This window comes from Caulobacter sp. GW821-FHT10A06 (genome assembly GCF_059415805.1).
On sequence record NZ_JBWKNY010000007.1, the window covers coordinates 309,642 to 329,901 of the forward strand.

The 20,260-nt window shown below is 67.4% G+C and carries 18 protein-coding genes; 9 read left to right on the top strand and 9 right to left on the bottom strand.

Annotated features, from left to right (window positions below; all coding sequences use genetic code 11):
• Positions 1 to 109 precede the first annotated feature (109 nt).
• Complete coding sequence (locus AC07NF_RS22390) at positions 110 to 1,330, top strand: helix-turn-helix domain-containing protein (RefSeq protein ID WP_492815563.1); 1,221 nt, start codon at positions 110 to 112, stop codon at positions 1,328 to 1,330.
• Positions 1,331 to 1,339: 9 nt separating this feature from the next.
• Positions 1,340 to 1,969 (top strand): Vgb family protein, encoded by a 630-nt coding sequence (locus AC07NF_RS22395; RefSeq protein ID WP_492815564.1) that lies wholly within the window; start codon positions 1,340 to 1,342, stop codon positions 1,967 to 1,969.
• On the opposite strand, the gene AC07NF_RS22400 is transcribed toward AC07NF_RS22395, so the two are convergent.
• The 8 genes from AC07NF_RS22400 to phnC all read right to left on the bottom strand — a co-directional run bounded on the left by AC07NF_RS22400 (position 1,966) and on the right by phnC (position 11,664).
• Positions 1,966 to 3,279: a hemolysin family protein gene (locus tag AC07NF_RS22400; RefSeq protein ID WP_494627131.1), complete on the bottom strand. Its 1,314-nt coding sequence runs from the start codon at positions 3,277 to 3,279 to the stop codon at positions 1,966 to 1,968. The genes AC07NF_RS22395 and AC07NF_RS22400 overlap by 4 nt on opposite strands.
• Before the next feature lie 250 nt (positions 3,280 to 3,529).
• Entirely contained in the window at positions 3,530 to 4,573 is a 1,044-nt protein-coding gene (locus AC07NF_RS22405) for a substrate-binding domain-containing protein (protein WP_492815566.1), read from the bottom strand.
• A gap of 70 nt (positions 4,574 to 4,643) precedes the next feature.
• Positions 4,644 to 5,903 (bottom strand): OprO/OprP family phosphate-selective porin, encoded by a 1,260-nt coding sequence (locus tag AC07NF_RS22410; RefSeq protein WP_492815567.1) that lies wholly within the window; start codon positions 5,901 to 5,903, stop codon positions 4,644 to 4,646.
• A gap of 263 nt (positions 5,904 to 6,166) precedes the next feature.
• Positions 6,167 to 8,575: a TonB-dependent receptor gene (locus AC07NF_RS22415; protein WP_492815568.1), complete on the bottom strand. Its 2,409-nt coding sequence runs from the start codon at positions 8,573 to 8,575 to the stop codon at positions 6,167 to 6,169.
• A 54-nt stretch (positions 8,576 to 8,629) separates the two neighbouring features.
• A complete protein-coding gene (locus AC07NF_RS22420; protein WP_494627128.1) occupies positions 8,630 to 8,830 on the bottom strand; it encodes a hypothetical protein in 201 nt (66 codons plus the stop codon).
• Positions 8,831 to 9,002: 172 nt separating this feature from the next.
• Positions 9,003 to 9,833 carry a phosphonate ABC transporter, permease protein PhnE gene (gene phnE, locus AC07NF_RS22425; protein ID WP_492815570.1) on the bottom strand — a complete coding sequence of 277 codons (831 nt, stop codon included), beginning with the start codon at positions 9,831 to 9,833 and terminating at the stop codon, positions 9,003 to 9,005.
• Between the two features lie 8 nt (positions 9,834 to 9,841).
• Positions 9,842 to 10,873: a phosphate/phosphite/phosphonate ABC transporter substrate-binding protein gene (gene phnD, locus AC07NF_RS22430; RefSeq protein WP_492815571.1), complete on the bottom strand. Its 1,032-nt coding sequence runs from the start codon at positions 10,871 to 10,873 to the stop codon at positions 9,842 to 9,844.
• Positions 10,870 to 11,664: a phosphonate ABC transporter ATP-binding protein gene (phnC, locus tag AC07NF_RS22435; protein WP_494627125.1), complete on the bottom strand. Its 795-nt coding sequence runs from the start codon at positions 11,662 to 11,664 to the stop codon at positions 10,870 to 10,872. Before phnC ends, phnD begins: the two co-directional genes overlap by 4 nt.
• Positions 11,665 to 11,901: 237 nt before the next feature.
• Between phnC and AC07NF_RS22440 the strand changes: the two genes are divergently transcribed.
• The 7 genes from AC07NF_RS22440 (at position 11,902) to AC07NF_RS22470 (ending at position 19,323) form a co-directional block, all read left to right on the top strand.
• On the top strand, positions 11,902 to 13,161 hold the full coding sequence (locus tag AC07NF_RS22440) for a type III PLP-dependent enzyme (RefSeq protein ID WP_494627123.1): 1,260 nt from the start codon (positions 11,902 to 11,904) through the stop codon (positions 13,159 to 13,161).
• Positions 13,162 to 13,219: 58 nt separating this feature from the next.
• Entirely contained in the window at positions 13,220 to 14,968 is a 1,749-nt protein-coding gene (locus AC07NF_RS22445) for a 6-pyruvoyl-tetrahydropterin synthase-related protein (RefSeq protein WP_494627121.1), read from the top strand.
• 110 nt (positions 14,969 to 15,078) lie between these two features.
• Positions 15,079 to 16,131: a 1,9-bis(guanidino)-5-aza-nonane synthase gene (locus AC07NF_RS22450; protein ID WP_494627119.1), complete on the top strand. Its 1,053-nt coding sequence runs from the start codon at positions 15,079 to 15,081 to the stop codon at positions 16,129 to 16,131.
• A gap of 62 nt (positions 16,132 to 16,193) precedes the next feature.
• The gene (locus AC07NF_RS22455) at positions 16,194 to 16,967 is read left to right on the top strand and encodes an acid phosphatase (protein ID WP_494627116.1); all 774 of its coding nucleotides are present in this window, start codon (positions 16,194 to 16,196) and stop codon (positions 16,965 to 16,967) included.
• A gap of 63 nt (positions 16,968 to 17,030) precedes the next feature.
• A complete protein-coding gene (locus AC07NF_RS22460; protein WP_494627114.1) occupies positions 17,031 to 17,804 on the top strand; it encodes an acid phosphatase in 774 nt (257 codons plus the stop codon).
• A gap of 35 nt (positions 17,805 to 17,839) precedes the next feature.
• A complete protein-coding gene (locus AC07NF_RS22465; RefSeq protein WP_492815578.1) occupies positions 17,840 to 18,328 on the top strand; it encodes a transcriptional repressor in 489 nt (162 codons plus the stop codon).
• A gap of 50 nt (positions 18,329 to 18,378) precedes the next feature.
• Positions 18,379 to 19,323, top strand: coding sequence for a thioesterase family protein (locus tag AC07NF_RS22470; protein ID WP_494627112.1), 945 nt, complete (start codon positions 18,379 to 18,381; stop codon positions 19,321 to 19,323).
• On the opposite strand, the gene AC07NF_RS22475 is transcribed toward AC07NF_RS22470, so the two are convergent.
• Entirely contained in the window at positions 19,320 to 20,210 is an 891-nt protein-coding gene (locus tag AC07NF_RS22475; RefSeq protein ID WP_494627110.1) for an alpha/beta fold hydrolase, read from the bottom strand. The genes AC07NF_RS22470 and AC07NF_RS22475 overlap by 4 nt on opposite strands.
• Between the last annotated feature and the right edge of the window lie 50 nt (positions 20,211 to 20,260).

Below are 20,260 nucleotides of genomic sequence, written 5' to 3' on the forward strand. Positions count from 1 at the left end.
TGCACGCGAACGCGGACGAGTCCGACAAGGACGGTCCTGCCCTCGCCGATCCGACAGGCTTGGCGTGGGATCGTGTTGCGGTGGGAGTGACAAGTGTGACGGGATTTCGATGGACTCGCTGATCACGGCCGCCGCGCGAGCTCTGGCGGCCGGCGATCCGCTGGGCGCGCTCAAGCGCGTGGCCCTGCGCGATGATCCTCCCGCCCTGGCCCTGCGCGGCATCGCCATGGCCCAACTGGGCGACTTCCCGCGCGCCAAGATCCTGCTGCGCGACGCCGAGCGCGCCTTCTCGCCCGCCGAGACCGTAGCCCGCGCCCGCTGCGTCGTGGCCCGCGCGGAGATCGCCCTGGCCTCGCGCGACCTGGCCTGGCCGGCGAAGGCGCTGGAGGCCGCGGCGGGCGCTCTAGCGGCGCACGGCGACCGGGCCAATGCGGCGCACGCCCGTTATCTCGACATCCGTCGCCTAGTGCTGATCGGCCGGTTCGACGAGGCCGAGCAACGGCTGGCGACGCAAGATCCCGACGCCCTGCCGCCGGCGCTGCGGGCCATCCATGCCCTCACCCAAGCCGGGATCGCGATGCGTCGCCAGCAAGCCGGCGTCGCGCGGGCGACACTGGACCGGGCGGAGGCCAGCGCGTGGCGGGCCGGCATCCCCGACCTGATGGCCGAGGTCGCCGCCGCCCGCCGGATGCTGGACGCCCCAGCCGCCCGGCTGATCGAAGCTGGCGCGGAACGATCGCTGTCTTTAGCCGAGGTCGAGGCGCTGTACGCCGCCGACGCTCTGCTGGTCGATGCGCGCCGCAGCGTGTTGCGTGCGCCAGGCGGCGAGGTCTCGCTGGCCCGCCGCCCGGTGCTGTTCGCCTTGGCCCGCGCTCTGGCTGAAGCCTGGCCCGGCGACGTCTCGCGCGAGCTCCTCGCCGCTCGCGCCTTCGGCGCACGGCAAGTCGACGAGAGCCATCGCGCCCGACTGCGGGTCGAGATCGGCCGGCTGCGGGCGACGGCGCGCGGCCTGCTGGGCCTGTCGGCCACCCCGCGCGGCTTCGTCCTGAAACCGGAAGCCTCCACGCGGGTCGTGGTGCTGGCCAGCCCCGTCGATGAACGGCACGCGGCCGTCCTGGCCCTGTTGTCCGATGGCGAGGCCTGGTCCAGCTCGGCCCTGGCCCTGGCGCTCGACACCGGCCAGCGCACGGTGCAGCGGGCCCTGGACGCCCTGGCGGCCGCCGACAAGGCCCGCGCGGTCGGCCACGGACGCGCCCGGCGCTGGACGATCCCGCCCTTGCCCGGAATCACGACGCCCTTGTTACTCCCCACCGGTCTCGCCGGCCCCTAGGGTGACGACATGCAAAATTCAGCCGCCCAGATCATTCGCGAATACGGCCCCTTCCCCGGCGTCGACCACGTCCATGGCGTGACCTTCGATGGTCGCCACGTGTGGGTGGCCGCCGGCGACAGCCTGAAGGCCGTGGACCCCGACACGGGCGAGGTCGTGCGCACGATCGACATCGCCGCCCACGCCGGCTCGGCCTTCGACGGCCGCCACCTGTTCCAGCTGTCCGAGGACCGGATCGTCAAGATCGACCCGACGAACGGGGAGGTGCTCGCCTCGATCCCCGCGCCCGGCGGCGGCAAGGACTCAGGGCTGGCGTGGGCCGAGGGCTCGCTGTGGGTGGGCCAGTATCGCGACCGCAAGATCTATCAGGTCGATCCCGAGACCGGAGCCATCCAGCGCACCATCCAGTCCAACCGGTTCGTGACCGGCGTCACCTGGACGGGCAACGCGCTATGGCACGGCGCGCACGAAGAGGACGCCATGGACGTGCGGCGGGTCGATCCCGCGACCGGCGAGGTGCTGGAAACCCTGGACATGCCGCAAGGCGTCTTCGTCTCTGGCCTGGAGGCCGACGGCGAAGGCGGGTTCTTCTGTGGCGGCGGCTCCAGCGGCCGGCTGCGGCGGGTGCGTCGGGCCTAGCCCTCGGCCTCGCCCTTGCCGCGCTTGCAGTGCTTGAGGATGACCTTGTCGATCCGCGAGCCGTCCATGTCGACGATCTCCAGATCGAAGGCGCCGATGGAGACGTGTTCGCCTTCGGAGGGGATACGGCCCAGGCGGTCCAGGATCAGGCCGGCCACCGTGTGGTAGCCGCCGTCGGCCTCGAAGTTCTCGCCCAGGTGATCGTTCAGTTCCTGGATGTCGAGGCGGGCGTCGATCAGCCAGCTGCCGTCCTCGCGACGGATGAAGCGCTTTTCGTCGTCGTCGTGATCCTCGGGGAAGTCGCCGGCGATCATTTCCAGCAGGTCCAGGGGCGTGATCGCGCCCTGCAGCGAGCCGAATTCGTCGACGACCAGGGCCATGTGCAGACTAGTCTGCTTGAAGACCGCCAGGGCCTTCAGCAACGACATGGTCTCGGGGATGGCCACGGGCTGCTGCACGTGGGCCTTCAGGTCCAGGGGCTGGTCCGACAGGCAGGCGTCCAGCAGGTCCTTCTTGAGGACGACGCCGATGTCGCCGTCCAGGTCGTCCTCGGTGGCCACCAGGATGCGCGAATGGGCGCTAGCGCGGATTTCGGACAGGATCGTCTCGGGACTGTCGGCCAGCGACACCCAGAAGAGGTCGCGGCGCGGGGTCATGGCCACGCGCACCGGGCGATCGCCCAGGCGCAGCACCTCGTTGATCATCGCCCGCTCCTCGGGCTCGATCAGGCCGGCGTCGGCCCCTTCGGCCAGGACGGCTTCCATCTCTTCGGTGGTGACGCCGTTGTTGCGCTCGTCGCGCACGCCCAGCAGCTTCAGCACGGCAGCGGTCGAGACGGTCAGCAGGGTCACGAACGGGCGCAGCACCATGGCCACGATCGCCAGGAACGGGGCCATCCTGCGGGCGATGACGTCCGGGAACATCAGGGCCAGGCGCTTGGGCACCAGCTCGCCCAGGATCACCGAGACATAGGTCAGGCCGACGACGACGACGCCGGTGGCGATGGCTTCGGAATATTTGGCCAGGGCCGGGACGCTGGCTTCCAGCCACGCATCTAGCGCCGCGGCGATGGTGGCCTGGCCGTAGGCGCCGGCGAAGATGCCGATCAGGGTGATGCCCACCTGCACGGCCGACAGGAACCGCGTCGGATGCTCGGCCATGTCGAGGGCGAGCTTGGCCCCCTTGTCCCCCCGTTCGGCGAAGCCTTGCAGGCGAGCCTTGCGGGCCGAGACGACGGCCAGTTCGGACATGGAGAAAACCCCGTTCAGAAGAACGAGGAGGAAGACGACGGCGAGCGCGACGAGAATCATGGCCCTGCAGGGTCAAGGACGCGGGCCCGGACGGCGACCGCGGCGCGGGCATGGGGGAGGCCCGGCCCTGCCACTATACAAAGAAAAACGCCGTGGCCCATAGGACCACGGCGTTCGTCATATTTTGAGACGCTTCAGATCGCCGAGCCTGCCCGTTTCGGATGTCCGAAACGGACAACCAGGCTCGGTTCTAAGCATTGGAGCTTGGCGGGCGCCGAAACCGCTTACACTTTCGGCTGCCAAGCTCCAGTTAGGCGGCCGGACGCGGCATCGTGGTCTTCTTGGCGACCACGTCCTTCTGGGCGGCGTGCTGGCCGGGGGGCAGCGGGATCAGGCCACGGCCTTGCAGGTAACCACCGCGGCCCGTCGCGGCGTCCGAGGTGAATTCCTTCAGGAAGTCTTCCAGGCCCGGGGTCACGCCGATGTTGGCCTTCTTCACATAGATGAAGAGGGTGCGCGACAGCGGGTAGGAACCGTCTGAGATCGTCTGGGCCGACGGCTTCACGCCGTTGACCGAGGCGCCCTTGATCTTGTCCATGTTCTCCTCGAGGTACGACCAGCCGAAGACGCCGACCGAACCCGGGGTCTTGGTCAGGGTGCCGACGATGGCGTTGTCGTTTTCACCGGCGTCGATCCAGCCGTCGCCGCGCAGCGGGTCGACCAGGCCCTTGAACTTCTTTTCGTTGTCCGAACGGATGGCGTCCAGGGTCGGATACTTGCGGGCGCCGGCCTCGATGGCCAGTTCCACGAAGGCGTCGCGGGTGCCCGACGTGGGCGGCGGGCCGTAAACCTGGATGCGGTTGCCCGGCAGGCCGCCGGCGACGTCGTCCCAGTTCTTGTTCGGGTTGGCGATGAACTGGCCACCCTTCAGGACCGTCTTCGAGAGACCCATGTACAGGTTCTCGGTCTTGAAGTTGTAGTCGGCGCCGTCCTTGTCGGTGGCGATGACGATGCCGTCGAAGCCGATGCGGATGGCGATGATGTCCTTGATGCCCTTCGACGCGCAGGCGTCGAATTCGGCCTTCTTCATCGGACGCGAGGCGTTGGCGATGTCGGGGAAGCCTTCGCCATTACCAGAGCAGAACAGCTTGATGCCGCCGCCGGTGCCGAGGCTTTCGACCTTCGGAGCCTTCTTGCCCGACTTCTTGGCGTAGTTTTCGGCGGTGCGGGTGGCGAACGGGAACACGGTCGAGGAGCCGGCGGCCCAGACATAGTCGCGGGCGGCGTGGGCGGGGACGGCGGCCAGGCCCGACAGGGCGACGGCGGCGGCCGCGCAGGACAGGAGCTTCTTCATGGTCAGTTCCTAAGGACAAAAGAGGGATCGGGCGGGCCGTGATCGGCCCACCCGAAGAACTTGGCGTGTCTTAGAAATCCAGCTGGGCGCGCAGCTGGAACTGCTTGATGTCGTAGTCCTGGTTCAGGCCGATGTTGTCCGACTTGCCGTCGGTGTAGTTGGCCTGGAAGCGGACATAGGAGACCGGGTAGTAGTTCAGGCCCAGGGTCCAGCCGGTGTACTTGCCAGCCTGCGAGGTCGCCGGCTTGACGTTCAGGGTGTCGTAGGCGTCGCCCAGGTCGACATAGTCGTAGCGGAGGGCCAGCTCGACGCCGCCCATGCCGCCGGCCGTGACCGGGTTCAGGATCTTGGGACGCTTGATCTCGCCGGCGGCGGGATCGTAGTTGCGCATCTCGCCGGTCGGCCAGAACGACACGAAGGCGTAGCCCACCTTGACCTTCGGATCCTTGCCGGTGGCGGCGCCGCCGACGCGGGTCACGTCGATGTTCGAGTATTCACCTTGGACCGAGAACGGACCGTGGATGTACATGGCCTCGGCGGCCAGGGTCTTGTCACGGTTGCCGATGGCGCCCGTGGTGTAGAACGTGGTGCCGTTCGTATAGGCGGTCGTCGTGCGGCCGGTATAGGCGAAGGCGCTTTCGTCACCGCGGTTGCGGTAGCGGTACGACAGGGCGACGTGAAGCTTGTCGGTGTCGGTGTTGATCGGGGCGAAGTGGCCGCGCGCGGTCAGGCCGAAGCGCTCCTTGCTGTCGGCGCCGGCATTGGCGACGTCAGCGGTGTTGATGCTGTTGCCCTGGACGGCGAACGTGGCCGAGTAGTTGAAGCCCTGATACTTGGCGACCGCGCTGACCAGATAGCTGTCGACGCCGAAGTCACCGTACGGACCACGGTCCATGAAGGTGATGAAGCGGGTCGAGGTCAGGTTTTCCAGGCCGGCGGCCTTGATGTTCCCGAACAGCAGCGAGACTTGTTCGTTCGGCTTGTACTCGATGACGACGTCGTCCCACGAGGCCGCGCCGCCGTTCACCCAACCGCCTTCGGCCTTATAGGCGAAGTAGTTGTTCAGCTTGCCTTCGACGCCCAGGAACACCTGGCGACCGCGCCAGTTGCTGGTCTTGAAATCGCCGCCGGGGCCATCGCGGGTCACGTCCTGATTGACGTAGTCCACGAGAATCCGTCCACGGAACTTGAACATGACGTCGTCGTTGCTGAACTGCGGCGCGCCGGCCCAGCGATAAGACATGTCCTGGGCTTGGGCCGCGACGCCCAGGCCAAGGGCCAGCGCAACGCCCAGCGCCGAACCGGCGACCAGCGAGGTCTTGCTGCTCATTTGAGTATCCCCTTGAGTGCCCCTGCCTCTCTCACCCGTGCTGGGCGGGATCAGGATGTTTGCGGGATAACGGCGGTACGTGACGGTTCAGCCACCAATTTATGACAGCCAAACGACAAGTGTTTTCAGCCGGTTAATCTGTGTCGTTCCAGCAACAAGACCATTGCCAAACGTCACAAAGAAAATCCGTCTACCGACGAGTGCCGGACGCTTTACTCAAGGGTCGGAAGGGCGGCTCACCGAGCCGCCCTTCGTCAGGTATCCTAGTACTTCACGCGCAGTTCGATGCCGTAGGTGCGCGGCGGGTTGAAGTTCGCATAGTCACCGATCGTGCCGCGGTTGGCGGCCGAGATGCGGTAGATGTGCGACTCGTTCAGCAGGTTGCGAGCCCACAGCGACAGGCTGGCCGAACCGGCGTCGCCCATGGCGATGTCGCCCAGGGTCAGGTTGCCGTTGACGATGAAGCTGCTGTCGCCCTTCACGGCCACGTTCTGGACCAGCTTGCCGGTCGGCGAGACGTCGGCGAACTCGGTCTGGAACGAGTACTGGGCGTCGGCGTAGTTGGCGTCCAGGTGAGCCTTGAACGTCATCGAGCCGACCGGCTGCTTGAAGTCGATATAGGCCGAGGCGGCGTTCGGCGGCGTGTAGACCACGTTGACCGGGAACGGCGTGCCTTGCGGGACGTCGGCGTTGCCGGTGAACGGGAACGGCGCGGCCGGCACCTTCACGTCGGTGTAGGCGTACGAGACGCCGACCACGATCTGGTCGGTCACCTGGGCGGTCAGGTCCGCTTCGAAGCCCTTGATCTTCGACGTACCCGGCGCGTTGCGGGTTTCCTCGGTGTGCGCGCCTTGCGTCGGGCTGCCGGGGGTGGTGTCGACGTTGTCGAAGTCGATCTGGGTGCCGGTGCGATCCATGGCGTAGGCCGCCAGGTTCAGACGGACGCGGTTTTGCAGGAAGTCCATCTTGGCGCCGACTTCGTACGCCTTGACCTTTTCGGCGTCGAACGCCTGGAAGGTCTGCGAGCGGTCGTTGGCGCCGCCGGCGCGGTAGCCGGTCGAGAACTTGGCGTACAGGTTGACGCCTTCAGCCGCGTCGTAGGCCAGGTTCACCAGCGGGTCGAAGCGGCCCTTGTCGTAGGTGAAGGTGAAGTTCGTGGCCTTGCCGTTGACGATGTAGAGCGTGCCGTCGCGCTTGTCCTTGGTGTAGCGACCGCCGACCGTCAGGTGCAGCTTTTCCATCGTCGCCGGGGTGTAGGTGCCCTGGCCGTAGATGGCGTAGCTCTCGGCGTCGGCTTGCGAGGCGCGGGTCAGGAAGCGCGTGCCGCGTTCCCAGCCGGCGGTGCCGGCGGCGGCCTTCGAGGTGCCGGCCGACGAACGGATCGTGTAGGCGGTGCCGTCGGCGTTCCACTGGTTGGTGAACGGCGTGGCGGCCGATTCCTTGGCGTGTTCCTTGAAGTAGTACAGGCCCGCGACGTACTCGAAGGTGTCGCCGAAGTCGCCGACAGCCTGGAATTCCTGGCTGTACTGGTTCTGATACAGGTCCGACAGGCTGTAGCGGCCGAAGGTGGCGTTCGGGGCGAAGACGTTACGCGCTTCGACGCCCGAGTTGTCCCACTGGTTCGTCGCGACGGCGCGGGCCGCCGTGATCGAGCGCAGCTGCAGGTTCGGGGCGACGTTGTACTTCAGCGTCATCATGGCGCCGCCCGTCTCGTCGACGCTGGGCTGCTGCACGGTGCCGATGTCCGAGACCTTCTGGCGGTCGGTGTGGATCTTCACCAGCGGGGCCAGCGGGTTGATCGTGCCGGCCGGAGCGCTGGCCGTGGCCGTGACTTCAGCCAGGGTGCGGACGCGCTTGCCATAGGGGTTGTAGTTGATCAGCTGGCTGAAGAACGGGGTGTTCTCGTCCTTGGCGTAGTCGACGGCGATCAGGGCGCTGAACTTGTCGTTCGGCTTGTACTGGGCCTGGATGCGGCCGCCCTTGCGGTCGTACTGGTTCCAGCCCGCTTGGCCCGCCATCGGGTTCTTGATGGTCGGGTCCTGGTGTTGCAGCAGACCGTCGACCTTGAACGACAGACCGTTGAACTCCTGGAAGTCCTGGTGCAGCTCGGCGGTGTAGGCGCCGTAGTTGCCGACGCCGGCGACGATGCGGCCACCGGCCACGCCCGACGGGCCCTTCGAGACGATGCTGACCGCGCCGCCTTCGGTGTTACGGCCGAACAGCGTGCCTTGCGGGCCGCGCAGCACTTCGACGCGCTCCAGGTCCAGCAGGGCGACGTTCAGGCCTTGTTGGCGGCCCAGATAGACGCCGTCGATATAGACGCCGACGCCTTGGTCGCGGGCGGTCTGGTTGGCGTCGAACGGCACGATGCCGCGGATGCCGACCGTCAGGGCCGACTGGCGCGCTTCGAAGGTGGCGACGCGCAGCGACGGGATAGCGCCGTCCATCAGGCTGATCAGGCTTTCGGCGTGGCGGTCGGCCATGGCCGTGGCGCTCAGGACCGAGACGGCGATCGGCGTGTTTTGAAGGTTGGTCTCACGCTTGGTGGCGGTGATGACGACCTGCTCGAGGGACGTGCCGTCATCGGCCGGCGTCGCGTCGGCGGCATAGGCGCTCTGGGCCATCGCCATCATGAGAACGGCGGTCGCCGCTCCACCGAAATAGTTCCGCATAGGAAACACCCCTGTTTTGGTTGGCCGGGGGGATAGTCCCTATGCAGTGATGGTTCAGTGACGCGGATGTGTACGTTTTAAGACGTGATAAATATGCGGCATTTGCAGCTGTCGACGAATATCCGGAATGAGTTCGCCCATGGCGCGAGCAGCCGCCAAAAATGTTTCCAGGCTGAAATGCCGGCGCAACTCCCAATTAGACTCCGATGTCGCGATAACATCGTTACCAGATACACGTAAGGACATGGAATTCATGCACTTATCGTCGATAACATTGTTCGATGACTACGGTCGGGAGTGACACTTTTTCGCCTCATTTTCGGGACGAAGCACACCTGAGACGAGAAGGGCGCGCCGACGGTTGGTCGGCGCGCCCTGGATATTTCGGACGGTTCCGGACGTTTGCGGCGTCCCCATTGCGGGGCGTCTACAGCAGTCGGGTCCGGATGATCTGCGACAGCAGGTCGATCAGCGACACGGCCACCACGATGACCAGCACGATGCAGCCGGTCTGGTCGTACTGGAACGCGTTGACGCTATCGAGCAGCACCTGGCCGACGCCGCCGGCGCCGATCAGACCCAGCACCGTCGCGGCGCGGCTGGACGATTCGAAGCGATACAGCGCGTAGCTGGTCCACAGCGGAGCCACCTGCGGGATCACGCCCCAGACGATCTCCTGCAGCTTGACCGCCCCGGTGGCGCGCACGCCCTCGACCGGGCCCTTGTCGATCGACTCGACGGCTTCGGCGAACAGCTTGGCCAGCACGCCGCCGGTGTTGAACATCAGCGCCATGACGCCGGCGAACGGCCCCAGGCCCACGGCGGTGATGAAGATCAGCGCCACCACCAGGTCGGGGATCGAGCGGATCAGGTCCAGCACGCGGCGCACCGGCTGCTGGATCCACACGGGCGTGATGTTGCCCGCGCCCAGCAGGCCCAGCGGAATGGCGACGATGATGGCCAGGAAGGTGCCCCACAGCGCCATCTGGATCGTCTGCCACATCTTGCCGACGTACAGGCCCCAGTCGGCGGCCATGAACGCCTTGGGATCGGTGAACGGCGAGAAGAAGCCCCGCGCGAACTCCTGCATCCTTCCGGCTTCGGTGAACAGCTGCGGGAACTTGTCGATCTCGGCCGGCTTGAAGCTGATGATCAGCAGCATGGCCACGCCGCCCCAGATCAGGGCGTCGAAGGCCATGGCCGTCGTCGAGCGTTTAGGCGGAGCCAGAGAGGGCGGGGCCGGAATGGTCTCGCGCATGAAAAGGCTCAGTTAGCCGGCGGCGCGGCCGGCACGGCGCCGGCCTTGCCTTCGGCGGCGACCCGCTCGGCCTTGATGCCGTCCAGGTTCTTCTGGGCCGCGGCGATCTTGGCCTGGTCGCCGGTTTCCTTGGCAAGGCCCAGCTGCTCCAGGGCTTCCATCTCACGCACCACCAGCAGGTGGCTGTCGTCGGCCGGCTTGAAGCCGCCCATCGACAGCTTGGCCAGGTTGGCGCGCTGCGTGGCCGCCTCGGGCGTGTCGCCCTGGCCATAGGTCAGGAAGAACTGGCGCAGCTTTTCCTTCACGACCGGATCCAGGTCCTTGCGCCAGACGATCGGGTCTTCCGGCAGGGTCGGCGATTCCCAGATCACCTTGACCTTGCCGGTCTTGTTGTCCGAGCGGACGGCGTTCAGGCGCAGGGCCGTGGTGTTGTTGGTCGAGGCGTCCAGCTTGTGGTTGGCCACGGCCGCCAGGTTAGCGTCATGGCTGGCGCTGAGCACGGTCTTGAAGCAGTTCTCGGGCTTCACGCCGGCCGGGATGAACACGTAGGTCATCGGGGCCAGGGTGCCCGAGGTCGACTTCTTGTCGCCGATGCCGAAGTTCAGCGTCTTGTCGCACTTCAGAAGGTCCTGAAGGGTCAGCTTGCTGTCAGCCGGGACGATGATCACCGACTTGTAGCCGTCGGTGCCCGACGGATCGAAGGTGCGGGCGAAGACTTCACCGCCCGAGCGGCGCACGGCTTCCAGGCCCGACTGGTTCGAGAACCAGCCCAGGTCGGTCTGCTTGGCGCCCATGGCGACGATCAGCGACGAGTAGTTGGACGAGAAGAACGGCTTCACCTTGAGGCCGGTCTGCTTTTCCATGTCGGCCAGGATGGGCTTCCAGTAGCCCTCCATGTTCTGGGCCGACTCGGTCGACAGGATCGAGAAGGTGACCGTGTCCTTGGCGCCCGCGGCGGCCTCGGGCTTCTTGCCGCACGAGGCGAGGGCCAGGGCAGACAGGCTGGCGGCGATTACGATGGCCGAGCGACGGCTGATCATTGCGGGGCTCCTTCCCAGAACACGTCCTCGAATTCCGGGCCGTAGATATCGATGAGTTTGTCGCGCTTCAGGCCGGCGGCGGGGCCGTCATAGACCTTCTGGCCGGCTTTCAGGGCCACGACCCGGTCGCAGTAGCGCAGGGCGTAGTCGACCTGGTGCAGGGTGACGACGACCGTCAGGCCGTCGGTCTTGTTCAGGTCGCGCAGGATTTCCATGACCTTGCGGGCCGAGACCGGGTCCAGCGAGGCCACCGGCTCGTCGGCCAGGATGATCTTGGCTTTCTGGACCAGCGCGCGGGCGATCGCGCCGCGTTGCTGCTGGCCGCCTGACAGGGTGTTGGCGCGCTGGGCGGCGTAGTCGGCCACGCCGACGCGGGCCAGGGCCGCCATGGCCGCCTCGCGGGTTTCTTTCGGCCAGCGGCCGAACAGCCCAGACAAGAAAGGAATCCGGCCCAGCGAGCCGAGCGCCACGTTGCTGAACAACGACAGCCGGCCGACCAGGTTGAACTGTTGAGCGATGAAGCCGATGCGGATGCGCGCCTTGCGCACATCGCTGGACACCTTGCCCTTGGCCTGCACCGGCCCGCCGAAGGCGGTGATCACACCGCCGCCCTCATCAATGGTCTGCAGACCGTCGATCGAGCGCAGAAGCGTGGATTTCCCGGAGCCCGAAGGGCCAATGAGCGCGATCATCTCGCCCCGCGCAACGTCGAGGGAGACTTGGTCCAGCGCGCGCCTAGACCCGAAAGTCTTGGACGCAGCGCGGATCGAGAGAACTGGGTCCGACGTCATGGTCGGGGCGAATCCTTAACGTGGTTTCGGTGCTTGGGAAATGCGATCTCCGGTTTGGGGAAGGTTCGCAATGGATTTGTGACGACCAGTGGATCAATTCGCCCCAAACCGGGGCTGCAAAAGGGTCTTTACATCCCGGAACAATGACCCTATTTCGCTCGCTCCGGCGGACCCGAAGTCCTCTAAAACGCTGCTAACGCCGGCCTGGGTTTAACTTCCAACAGGGGGTTACGTGAATTGCGCACGTACCAATCTCCCCTGGACCTGGTCCGTGAGCGGTCACCGGAACGTCCCGTCGCACTCGTGCGGCCTGACGCGGTTTCCGTAGCTGCGCGCTGGTTCCAGTCCGAATTTAAAGGCGACGTCTTTTATGCGGTGAAGGCCAATCCTTCGCCGTGGGTGATCCGTGACCTGGCTGCGGCCGGTGTCCGGTCCTTCGACGTCGCATCGCTGAACGAGATCGAGACGGTGGCGGAACACGCCCCGGGCTCGCGCATGGCCTTCATGCACCCGGTCAAGAGCCGCGTCGCCATCTCGGCCGCGTACTTCGACCACGGCGTGAAGACCTTCTCGTTCGACACCCACGAAGAACTGGCCAAGATCCTGGACGCCACCGGCCAGGCCAAGGACCTCAACCTGATCGTCCGCATGGGCGTGCAGGCCGAGGGCGCGGCCTACAGCCTGTCGGGCAAGTTCGGCGTCGAGCCGCACAACGCCCCTGCCCTGCTGCTGGCCGCCCGTCGCGCCACCCAGGACCTGATGGGCGTGTCCTTCCACGTCGGCAGCCAGTGCATGCGCCCGACGGCGTACCAGGCGGCGATGGCCCAGGCCTCGCGTGCTCTGGTCCGCGCCGGCGTGCTGGCCGATGTCGTCGACGTCGGCGGCGGCTTCCCGTCGATCTATCCGGGCATGGTCCCGCCGGATCTCTCCGAGTATCTGGCCGCCATCGACCGTGGCTTCGCCGAGATGATGGTCCACGAGACCACCGAGCTGTGGTGCGAGCCGGGCCGCGCCCTGGTCGCCGAGGCTTCCTCGCTGCTGGTCAAGGTCGAGCTGAAGAAGGGCGATGCGCTGTATCTGAACGACGGGTCGTACGGCTCGCTGTTCGACGCCGCGCACATGAAGTGGCCGTTCCCGGTGAAGCTGTTCCGCAAGAACGGCGAAGTCGTGGAAGAAGGCCTCAAGCCCTTCCGCTTCTACGGCCCGACCTGCGACAGCGTCGACCACATGCCCGGCCCGTTCTATCTGCCGGAAAGCGTCGACGAGGGCGACTATATCGAGATCGGCATGCTGGGCGCCTATGGCGTCGCCATGTCGACCCGCTTCAACGGCTTCGGCGAGACCGACACCGCGGAAGTGCAGGACGCCCCGATGGCCTCGATGTACGGCCTGGCCAAGCGCTCGATCCCGGCGGTCCGCCAGGAGAATGAAGAGCGCAAGATCGTTCGCTTCTCGCGTCCCAAGGGCGCGGCGGGCAAGCGCAAGCGCCGTCGCTAAGACGACCGAAATGACGAAGGCGGGGTCTTAAAAGCCCCGCCTTTTTTCGAGTAGCCCGATGTCGAAACTGACGCTGCGCTGGCCGGTCGTCCTGCTGGTCCTGGCCTTCCAGAGCTTCTGCCTGCTGCGTCACGACCTGGGCCACGGCGCGGGCTTCACCCACAGCTACGTGTTCAACGCCGTCTGGGTGCAGGAATTCAACAACACCCTGGCCCAGGGCCACTTCCCGCCGCGCTGGCTGCACGGGGCCTGGGACGGCATGGGCGCGTCGTCGTTCTATTTCTATCCGCCGCTGGCCTTCTACGTCGCCGCCTTCGTCCGCTATGCCTTCGGGACCATCGACCACCCCATGATCCTGGCCTGGGCCAGCTATCTGATGGTGCTGGGCTCGGGCGCGGCGATGTACGCCTGGCTGCGGTCGCGGGCCGGCGACGCCTGGGCCCTGGTCGGCGCGCTGATCTATGTCGCCGCGCCGTATCACCTGGTCAGCGTCTATGTCCGAGGCTCGATCGGCGAGACGATGGCCTACGCCACCTTGCCCCTGTTGGCTCTGTGCCTGGAGCGCGCGGCGCGGTCGTGGGCCTGGATCCCCGGCGCCGCCCTGGCCTTCGCCGCTCTGGTCATGTCGCACCTGGCCATCGCCATGCTGATCTGCGTGACGGTGCTGCCGGCCTATGTCGCCTACCAGTTGCTGGACGCGCCGAAGGACCAGCGCCGCGCCGTCCTGCTGCGCTGCGCCACCGCCGGTCTGCTGGGCCTGGCGGCCGCCGCCAGCTATCTGGGCCCGGCCCTCGCGATGCAGAAGCTGGCCTTGATGCGGACGATGTGGACCGGCACAGATCCCTATGACTGGGCGCTGATCACCCCGCATCGCTGGCCTCAGCAACCGTTCTCGACGTCGATGGCCTGGCTGGCCTACGGCGTCGCGGGCGCGGCCCTGGCGGCAATCGTCGCCGCAGCCGGCCGCAAGCTCTCCTCGCCCCGGCGCGAGGCCCTGGCCTGGGGCGCCGGTGTGCTGATCGCCTTTACCCTCTACGCCCTGCCCTGGCCCTGGCACGGCCTGACCGGCCAGGTCCTGGCCAAGGCCCAGTTCCCCTACCGCCTGCTGCTGGGCATGGAGTTCGCCGCCGTCACCGCCATCGTCCTGGCCGCCGCCCAAGGTGGTCGGCGCTGGCTGCTGGTGGTGCTACTGATCGCAGCCGCCGTCCCGACTGCGCGCGGCTTTGCGATGCAGAAGGAGGCCATCGCCTTCCATCTGCTGCAGGTCGGCGACAAGGCCACGCCCCAGACCACGCGCGAGATCGCCTGCCACCGCGCGCCCGAGGAGCACCTGCCGGCCAGCTTCGGCGGCGGCCCCCGCTATATGGCCGATCCGTTCTGCATGAGCGGCTTTTCCGGGCTGCCGCTGGCCGCCGCAGAGACCGACGGCGCCAAGGTCACGGCTGCCAATCTGTTCCCGGACGGCAGTCTCGCTGTCGCCGTCGAGGCCGCCCGCCCGACCCGCATCGTGCTGCGCCGCTACCACTTCCCGACCTGGCGGGTCACCCGCGTCGAGGCCGGCCGCGATCCGGTCGTCGAGGCCCAGCCCAGCGGAGGCGAGAGCCTGTTGTCCTTCGTCGCCGAACCTGGCGTCCATACCTACCGGGCCCGGATCATCCGCTCACCGCTGGAGACGGTCTGCGACGCCCTGACCCTGGCCGCCCTGACGCTGATCGCGGCCTGGCTGGGCCTGTCGCTGTACCGCCGCCTCGACGCCGCCGGGCTCCAGACTTCAATCCGTGCGTTTATGCGGATCAGGACTCGATAATCGTCACAAAGGCTCTATATAGCGCCACCTTCAGTCCCCTCGCCGGTCGCTCCGTCCCGGCGACTTAAGCGGGGTCACGACGGGCGCTCACCTTCAGAGGAACCTCTGTCATGAACGCTCCCGTTCCGAACAATCAAAAGGCCGAACTGCTGCAGAAGGTCGTCGAGCACGTCGACATCGCCAGCTATGACGCCCGTCCGATCATCGACTCGATGCGCAAGATGTCGTTCAGCTCGCGCGACACCGCCCGCGCGGCCGACATCTTCAACATGGCCCTGGCCGACAAGGGCTGCTCGACCTGGCTGATCCTGGCCGGTTCGACCTCGGCCGGCGGCTGCATGCACGTGTACCGCGACATGGTGAAGAACGGCATGATCGACGCCGTGGTCGCCACCGGCGCCAGCATCGTCGACATGGACTTCTTCGAAGCCCTCGGCTTCAAGCACTATCAGGCCGCCGGCCCGGTCGACGACAACGTCCTGCGCGACAACTACATCGACCGCATCTACGACACCTATATCGACGAAGAAGAGCTGCAGGCCTGCGATCACACGATCCTGGAGCTGTGCAACCAGCTTGAGCCGCGCGGCTATTCCTCGCGCGAGTTCATCTGGGAGATGGGCAAGTGGCTGGCCGAAGGCAACGCCAAGAAGGAAGGCTCGCTGATCCAGACCTGCTACGAAGAAGGCGTGCCGATCTTCTGCCCGGCCTTCGTCGACAGCTCGGCCGGCTTCGGTCTGGTCAAGCACCAGAAGGAAAAGATCGCCGAGAAGAAGCCCTACCTGATGATCGACGCGGTCGCCGACTTCCGTGAGCTGACGGACGTCAAGATCGCGGCCGGCACCACGGGCCTGTTCATGGTCGGCGGCGGCGTTCCCAAGAACTTCGCTCAAGACACCGTCGTCTGCGCCGAGATCCTCGGCGTCGAGGCCGACATGCACAAGTACGCCATCCAGATCACGGTCGCCGACGTGCGCGACGGCGCCTGCTCGTCGTCGACGCTGAAGGAAGCCGCTTCGTGGGGCAAGGTCTCGACCACCTACGAACAGATGGTCTTCGCCGAAGCCACCACCGTCGTTCCGCTGATCGCCTCGGACGCCTACTGGCGCAAGGCCTGGGAAGGCCGTGAAAAGCCGCGCTGGAACAAGCTGTTCGGCAAGTAAGCTTGATCCGACTCTACTGAAAATGCAGGGTCCCCGGAGTTTTCTCCGGGGGCCCTTTTTCTATGCGTGTTCTGGCCCTTGCCGCCGTCCTGACCCTGACGGGCTGCGCCACGCTGAGCGGCGACGCCGCCAGCCCGAACCGCTATCTGGCCAAGGGCGCTTTCGACGCGCGCGATCACCTCGCCCCGCCGCCCGCCAAGGGCTCTCCGGAAGCCGAGAAGGACCGCCAGATCTTCCGCGCCACCCGCGCCCTGCAGGGCACGCCGCGCTGGACCCTGGCCCAGGCCGACAATGTCGAGGAGAACGTCATGGACGGCTTCTCCTGCGCGCTGGGCTTCACCCCGACGAAAGACAGCAATCCCAAGCTGGCCGCCATGCTGCTGCGGGTCAGCGGCGACGTTCGTTCGGCGGTGTCGGGGCCGAAGATGAAGTACCTGCGCCCGCGTCCGTTCCGGTCCGAGAAGGGCGCCCTGTGCATCAAGCCGGGCCTGGGCTTCTCGATGTCGCCCGACTACCCGTCCGGCCATTCGACCTGGGGCTGGACCGTGGGCCTGATCCTGGCCGAAGCCGCCCCCGACCGCGCCGAGGCGATCCTGGCCCGCGCCCGGGGCTTTGGCGAAAGCCGCATCGTCTGCGGCGTGCATAACGCCAGCTCGGTCGAGGCCGGCAAACGCAACGCCGAGAACCTGTTCGCCGCCCTGTGGGCCTCGGACGCCTTCAAGGCCGACCTGGCCGGCGTCCGCGCCGAGCTGGACGCGGCCCGCGCCAAGGCGACCCCACCCGATCCGGCCCGCTGCACGGCCCAGGCCAACCTGCTCGGCGCTCCTCTGCTCTAACCTGTCTTGCGGGCGCCACATCGCGGAGGCAGGTTGCCCGCTCGACTTTCGGGGATCGTCTTCATGCGTATCAAGCTCGCTTTGGCCGCCGGCGCGGCCATCGTTCTGGCCGCCTCGGGCCTGGCCTTCGCCCGCCAGGACGCTCCCGCGCAGAAGGGCTACCTGCCCGCCGGCGCCATCGACACCGCCCAAGTCCTGCCGCCCGCGCCCAAGGAAGGCGAGCCGCGCTACGAGGCCGACCGCAAGGTGTTCCTGGCGACCCGCGCCCTGAAGGACAGCCCGCGCTGGAGCCTGGCCCAGAACGATGTCGACGAGCGCAAGATCGTCGCCGACTTCAGCTGCGCCATGGGCTTCACGCCCGATCCGCAGAAGCTGCCCAAGCTGACCGCGCTTCTGATGAAGATCCGCTTCGACGTCGGCGACGCGGTCAACAAGCCCAAGGACCTCTACCAGCGCAAGCGGCCCTACCTGATCGACGAGGGTCCGATCTGCGTCGACAAGACCGACGGCCTGGCCAAGAGCCCGGACTATCCATCGGGCCACACCACCTGGGGCTGGACCGTGGGCCTGATCCTGGCCGAGGCCGATCCGGCCCACGCCACCGCCATCCTGACCCGGGCCCGCGCCTTCGGCGAAAGCCGCGTGGTCTGCGGCGTGCACAACGCCAGCGCCATCGAGGCCGGCCGCACCAACGCCTCGGCCCTGGTCGCGGCGCTGCATGGCTCCAAGGCCTTCCGCGACGACGTCGACGCCGTGCGCGCCGAGCTGGCCGAGGTCCGCAAGAGCGCTGCCCAGTGCTCGGTCGAGCAGGCTCTGACCGCCAAAACCCCCTGGTAGTTGCGAACATGTGCGCGGCCCTCTACCTCTAGGCCATGGCTCACGGCGCGACCTCCTGCGGACACGATCATCACAATCACGGCGTCGGCGGCGCCGCGCTCGCCGCTGAGCTGGACGCGGCCGAGGCCCGTTGCTCGGCCGCCGAGCAACGCCTGACCGCCCCGCGCCGCCGGGTGCTGGAGCTGCTGCTGCAGGCCGGCCAGCCGGTGAAGGCCTATGACCTGATCTCGACCTTCGGGGGCGACGGCCCGCCGGCCAAGCCGCCGACCGTCTATCGCGCCCTCGACTTCCTGGAGAAGCAGGGCTTTGCCCACCGGATCGAGAGCCTCAACGCCTATGTCGCCTGCCGCAAGGAGGCCGACGGCCACGCCGCCGCCTTCCTGATCTGCGACTGCTGCGGCGCGACCCGCGAGATCGAGCCCAGGGCCAGCGCCGAGATCATCGCCGCCGGCGCCGCGGCCGGCTACGCCCTGACCGCCGTGACGATCGAGGCCCACGGCCTCTGCGCCGATTGCCGAAGCTGAGCAAAGCCCGCTAGACTCGAACGACCGTTCACCCTCGTTCGAGACGCCGCATGACCGCTGAAGTCCTTCCCGGCGTCGAGATCTGGCGCGGTGGCGTCAATACCTGGGACTGCGACGAGATGGGGCACATGAACGTGCGCCACTACGTCGTGCGCGCAATGGAGGGCTTGATCGGCATGGCCGCCGAGCTGGGCCTGGCCAACGCCTTCTCACCCCACGCCAACGCCACGCTCCTCGTGAAGGAACACCACATCCGCTTCCTGCGCGAGGCCCATGCCGGCGCGCCGCTCACCATGCTGGGCGGGGTGATCGAGATGGGCGAGACGGATGCGAAGATCCTGCAACTGCTGATCCACCCAGCCTCGGGCGAGTTGGCGGCGACCTTCCAGACCACCGTCGTCCACGCCACCCCGCGTGAAGGCCAGCCGTTCCCCTGGCCCCAGGTCGCCCGCGACCGCGCGCAGGCCCTGAAGGTCGAGGCGCCCGAGAAGGCCCGGGCCCGCAGCATCAACCTGTCGCCCTTCGAGCCCACCGCCAGCCTGGAGCGCGCCGACCAGCTGAACCTCCCGCGCATCGGTCTCGGCGGCCTGCTGCCGTCAGATTGCGACGTGTACGGACGGATGCGCGCCGAGCAGTTCATCGGCCGGGTCTCGGACGGCATCGGCGCCTTCATCCACCCCTTCCGCGACGTCGTGGTCGAGCACGCCGAGCACAAGCCGGCCCGCATGGGCGGCGCGGTCCTCGAATACCGCATCGCCTACTTGGCCTGGCCCCGCGCCGGCGACCGCGTCGACATCCGCTCGGGCCTGATGGGCACGGACGCCCGCACCATGCGCGTCGTCCACTGGATGCTGGACCCGGCGACGGGCCAGCCCTGGGGCACCTCCGAAGCGGTGGCCATCACCTTCGACCTCGACGCCCGCAAGGTGGTGCCGGTCACCGACGCGGCGCGGACGGCGTTGGCGAAGCACGAGGTGGAGGGGTTGGCGCTCTAGGCCGTCGCCATGTCGAACAGCGCGTCCCGCACCACGTCCGGCCGTTCCATCGGCAGGAAGTGGCTCGTGCCATCCACCACCTCGATCCGCACATCCTTGCCGCGTCGCGCGAAGCCGTCGCTGGCGTGGCAGGTCGAGTGCTTTTCGGCCTTCAGGATCCGCACCGGCGCCTTGACCTGGCGCACGGCGCGCCACGGATCGTGGGCCTGGGCGGCGTAGTTGGAGGCTTCCCAGGCCGGGGCGCAGGCCAGCTCGACCTTGCCGTCGTCACGCCCGTGGAAGCCGCCGGCGACATAGTCGGCCAGCATGGTCTCGGGCCAGGTCTTGAAGGCCCCGCGGCCCTTGTAGCCGGCGAACACCTGCTCGCGGGTGTCGAACACCGCCCGGCGGCGCAGGGCCGACTGGACCAGCGGCATGTGCTTCCACAGCCGGCCCGAGGTCCACGGCGCCTTGGCGTACAGGGTGGCCAGCCACGGCATGATCACCGGGTCCAGCAGAACGAGGCCCTTCACGCGGTCGGGGCGTTCGGCGGCCGCGAGGAGACTGACCGTGCCGCCCATCGAGTGGCCGGCCAGGACCAGCGGCGGACCGTCCAGGGCGTCCAGCAGGCCGACCAGATCGTCCTTCAGGTCGCGCCACGACCGGCGGCCGTCGGGATTGGCCGACAGGGTCGTCTCGCCGTGGCCGCGCTGGTCGATAGCCAGGACCCGCAGGCCCGCCGCCAGCGGCGACAGCAGCACGCGGTAGGTCTGGGCGTTGAAGCCGTTGGCGTGGACGAAGACGACGTCGATCGGCCGATCCGTCGGCCCGAACTCCAGGGCCGCGATCTCGCCCCCGGCCACAGCCACGGCGCGCTTGCGAGGTTCGCGAAAGACGGCCGCGTCCATTGGCGTGGCTCCCAAAGAGTTATCAGGCTTAAGGTAGGCTTCCCGACCCT

Bases quoted from the DNA above. Each gene is read 5' to 3' on its own strand.
- AC07NF_RS22460 (WP_494627114.1), top strand. From the start codon at position 17,031: ATGCGTATCAAGCTCGCTTTGGCCGCCGGCGCGGCCATCGTTCTGGCC.
- phnE (WP_492815570.1), bottom strand. From the start codon at position 9,833: ATGCGCGAGACCATTCCGGCCCCGCCCTCTCTGGCTCCGCCTAAACGC.
- AC07NF_RS22415 (WP_492815568.1), bottom strand. From the start codon at position 8,575: ATGCGGAACTATTTCGGTGGAGCGGCGACCGCCGTTCTCATGATGGCG.
- AC07NF_RS22455 (WP_494627116.1), top strand. From the start codon at position 16,194: ATGCGTGTTCTGGCCCTTGCCGCCGTCCTGACCCTGACGGGCTGCGCC.
- AC07NF_RS22420 (WP_494627128.1), bottom strand. From the start codon at position 8,830: ATGAATTCCATGTCCTTACGTGTATCTGGTAACGATGTTATCGCGACA.
- AC07NF_RS22395 (WP_492815564.1), top strand. From the start codon at position 1,340: ATGCAAAATTCAGCCGCCCAGATCATTCGCGAATACGGCCCCTTCCCC.
- AC07NF_RS22405 (WP_492815566.1), bottom strand. From the start codon at position 4,573: ATGAAGAAGCTCCTGTCCTGCGCGGCCGCCGCCGTCGCCCTGTCGGGC.
- AC07NF_RS22470 (WP_494627112.1), top strand. From the start codon at position 18,379: ATGACCGCTGAAGTCCTTCCCGGCGTCGAGATCTGGCGCGGTGGCGTC.
- AC07NF_RS22475 (WP_494627110.1), bottom strand. From the start codon at position 20,210: ATGGACGCGGCCGTCTTTCGCGAACCTCGCAAGCGCGCCGTGGCTGTG.
- phnC (WP_494627125.1), bottom strand. From the start codon at position 11,664: ATGACGTCGGACCCAGTTCTCTCGATCCGCGCTGCGTCCAAGACTTTC.
- phnD (WP_492815571.1), bottom strand. From the start codon at position 10,873: ATGATCAGCCGTCGCTCGGCCATCGTAATCGCCGCCAGCCTGTCTGCC.
- AC07NF_RS22400 (WP_494627131.1), bottom strand. From the start codon at position 3,279: ATGATTCTCGTCGCGCTCGCCGTCGTCTTCCTCCTCGTTCTTCTGAAC.
- AC07NF_RS22390 (WP_492815563.1), top strand. From the start codon at position 110: ATGGACTCGCTGATCACGGCCGCCGCGCGAGCTCTGGCGGCCGGCGAT.
- AC07NF_RS22465 (WP_492815578.1), top strand. From the start codon at position 17,840: ATGGCTCACGGCGCGACCTCCTGCGGACACGATCATCACAATCACGGC.
- AC07NF_RS22450 (WP_494627119.1), top strand. From the start codon at position 15,079: ATGAACGCTCCCGTTCCGAACAATCAAAAGGCCGAACTGCTGCAGAAG.
- AC07NF_RS22410 (WP_492815567.1), bottom strand. From the start codon at position 5,903: ATGAGCAGCAAGACCTCGCTGGTCGCCGGTTCGGCGCTGGGCGTTGCG.
- AC07NF_RS22445 (WP_494627121.1), top strand. From the start codon at position 13,220: ATGTCGAAACTGACGCTGCGCTGGCCGGTCGTCCTGCTGGTCCTGGCC.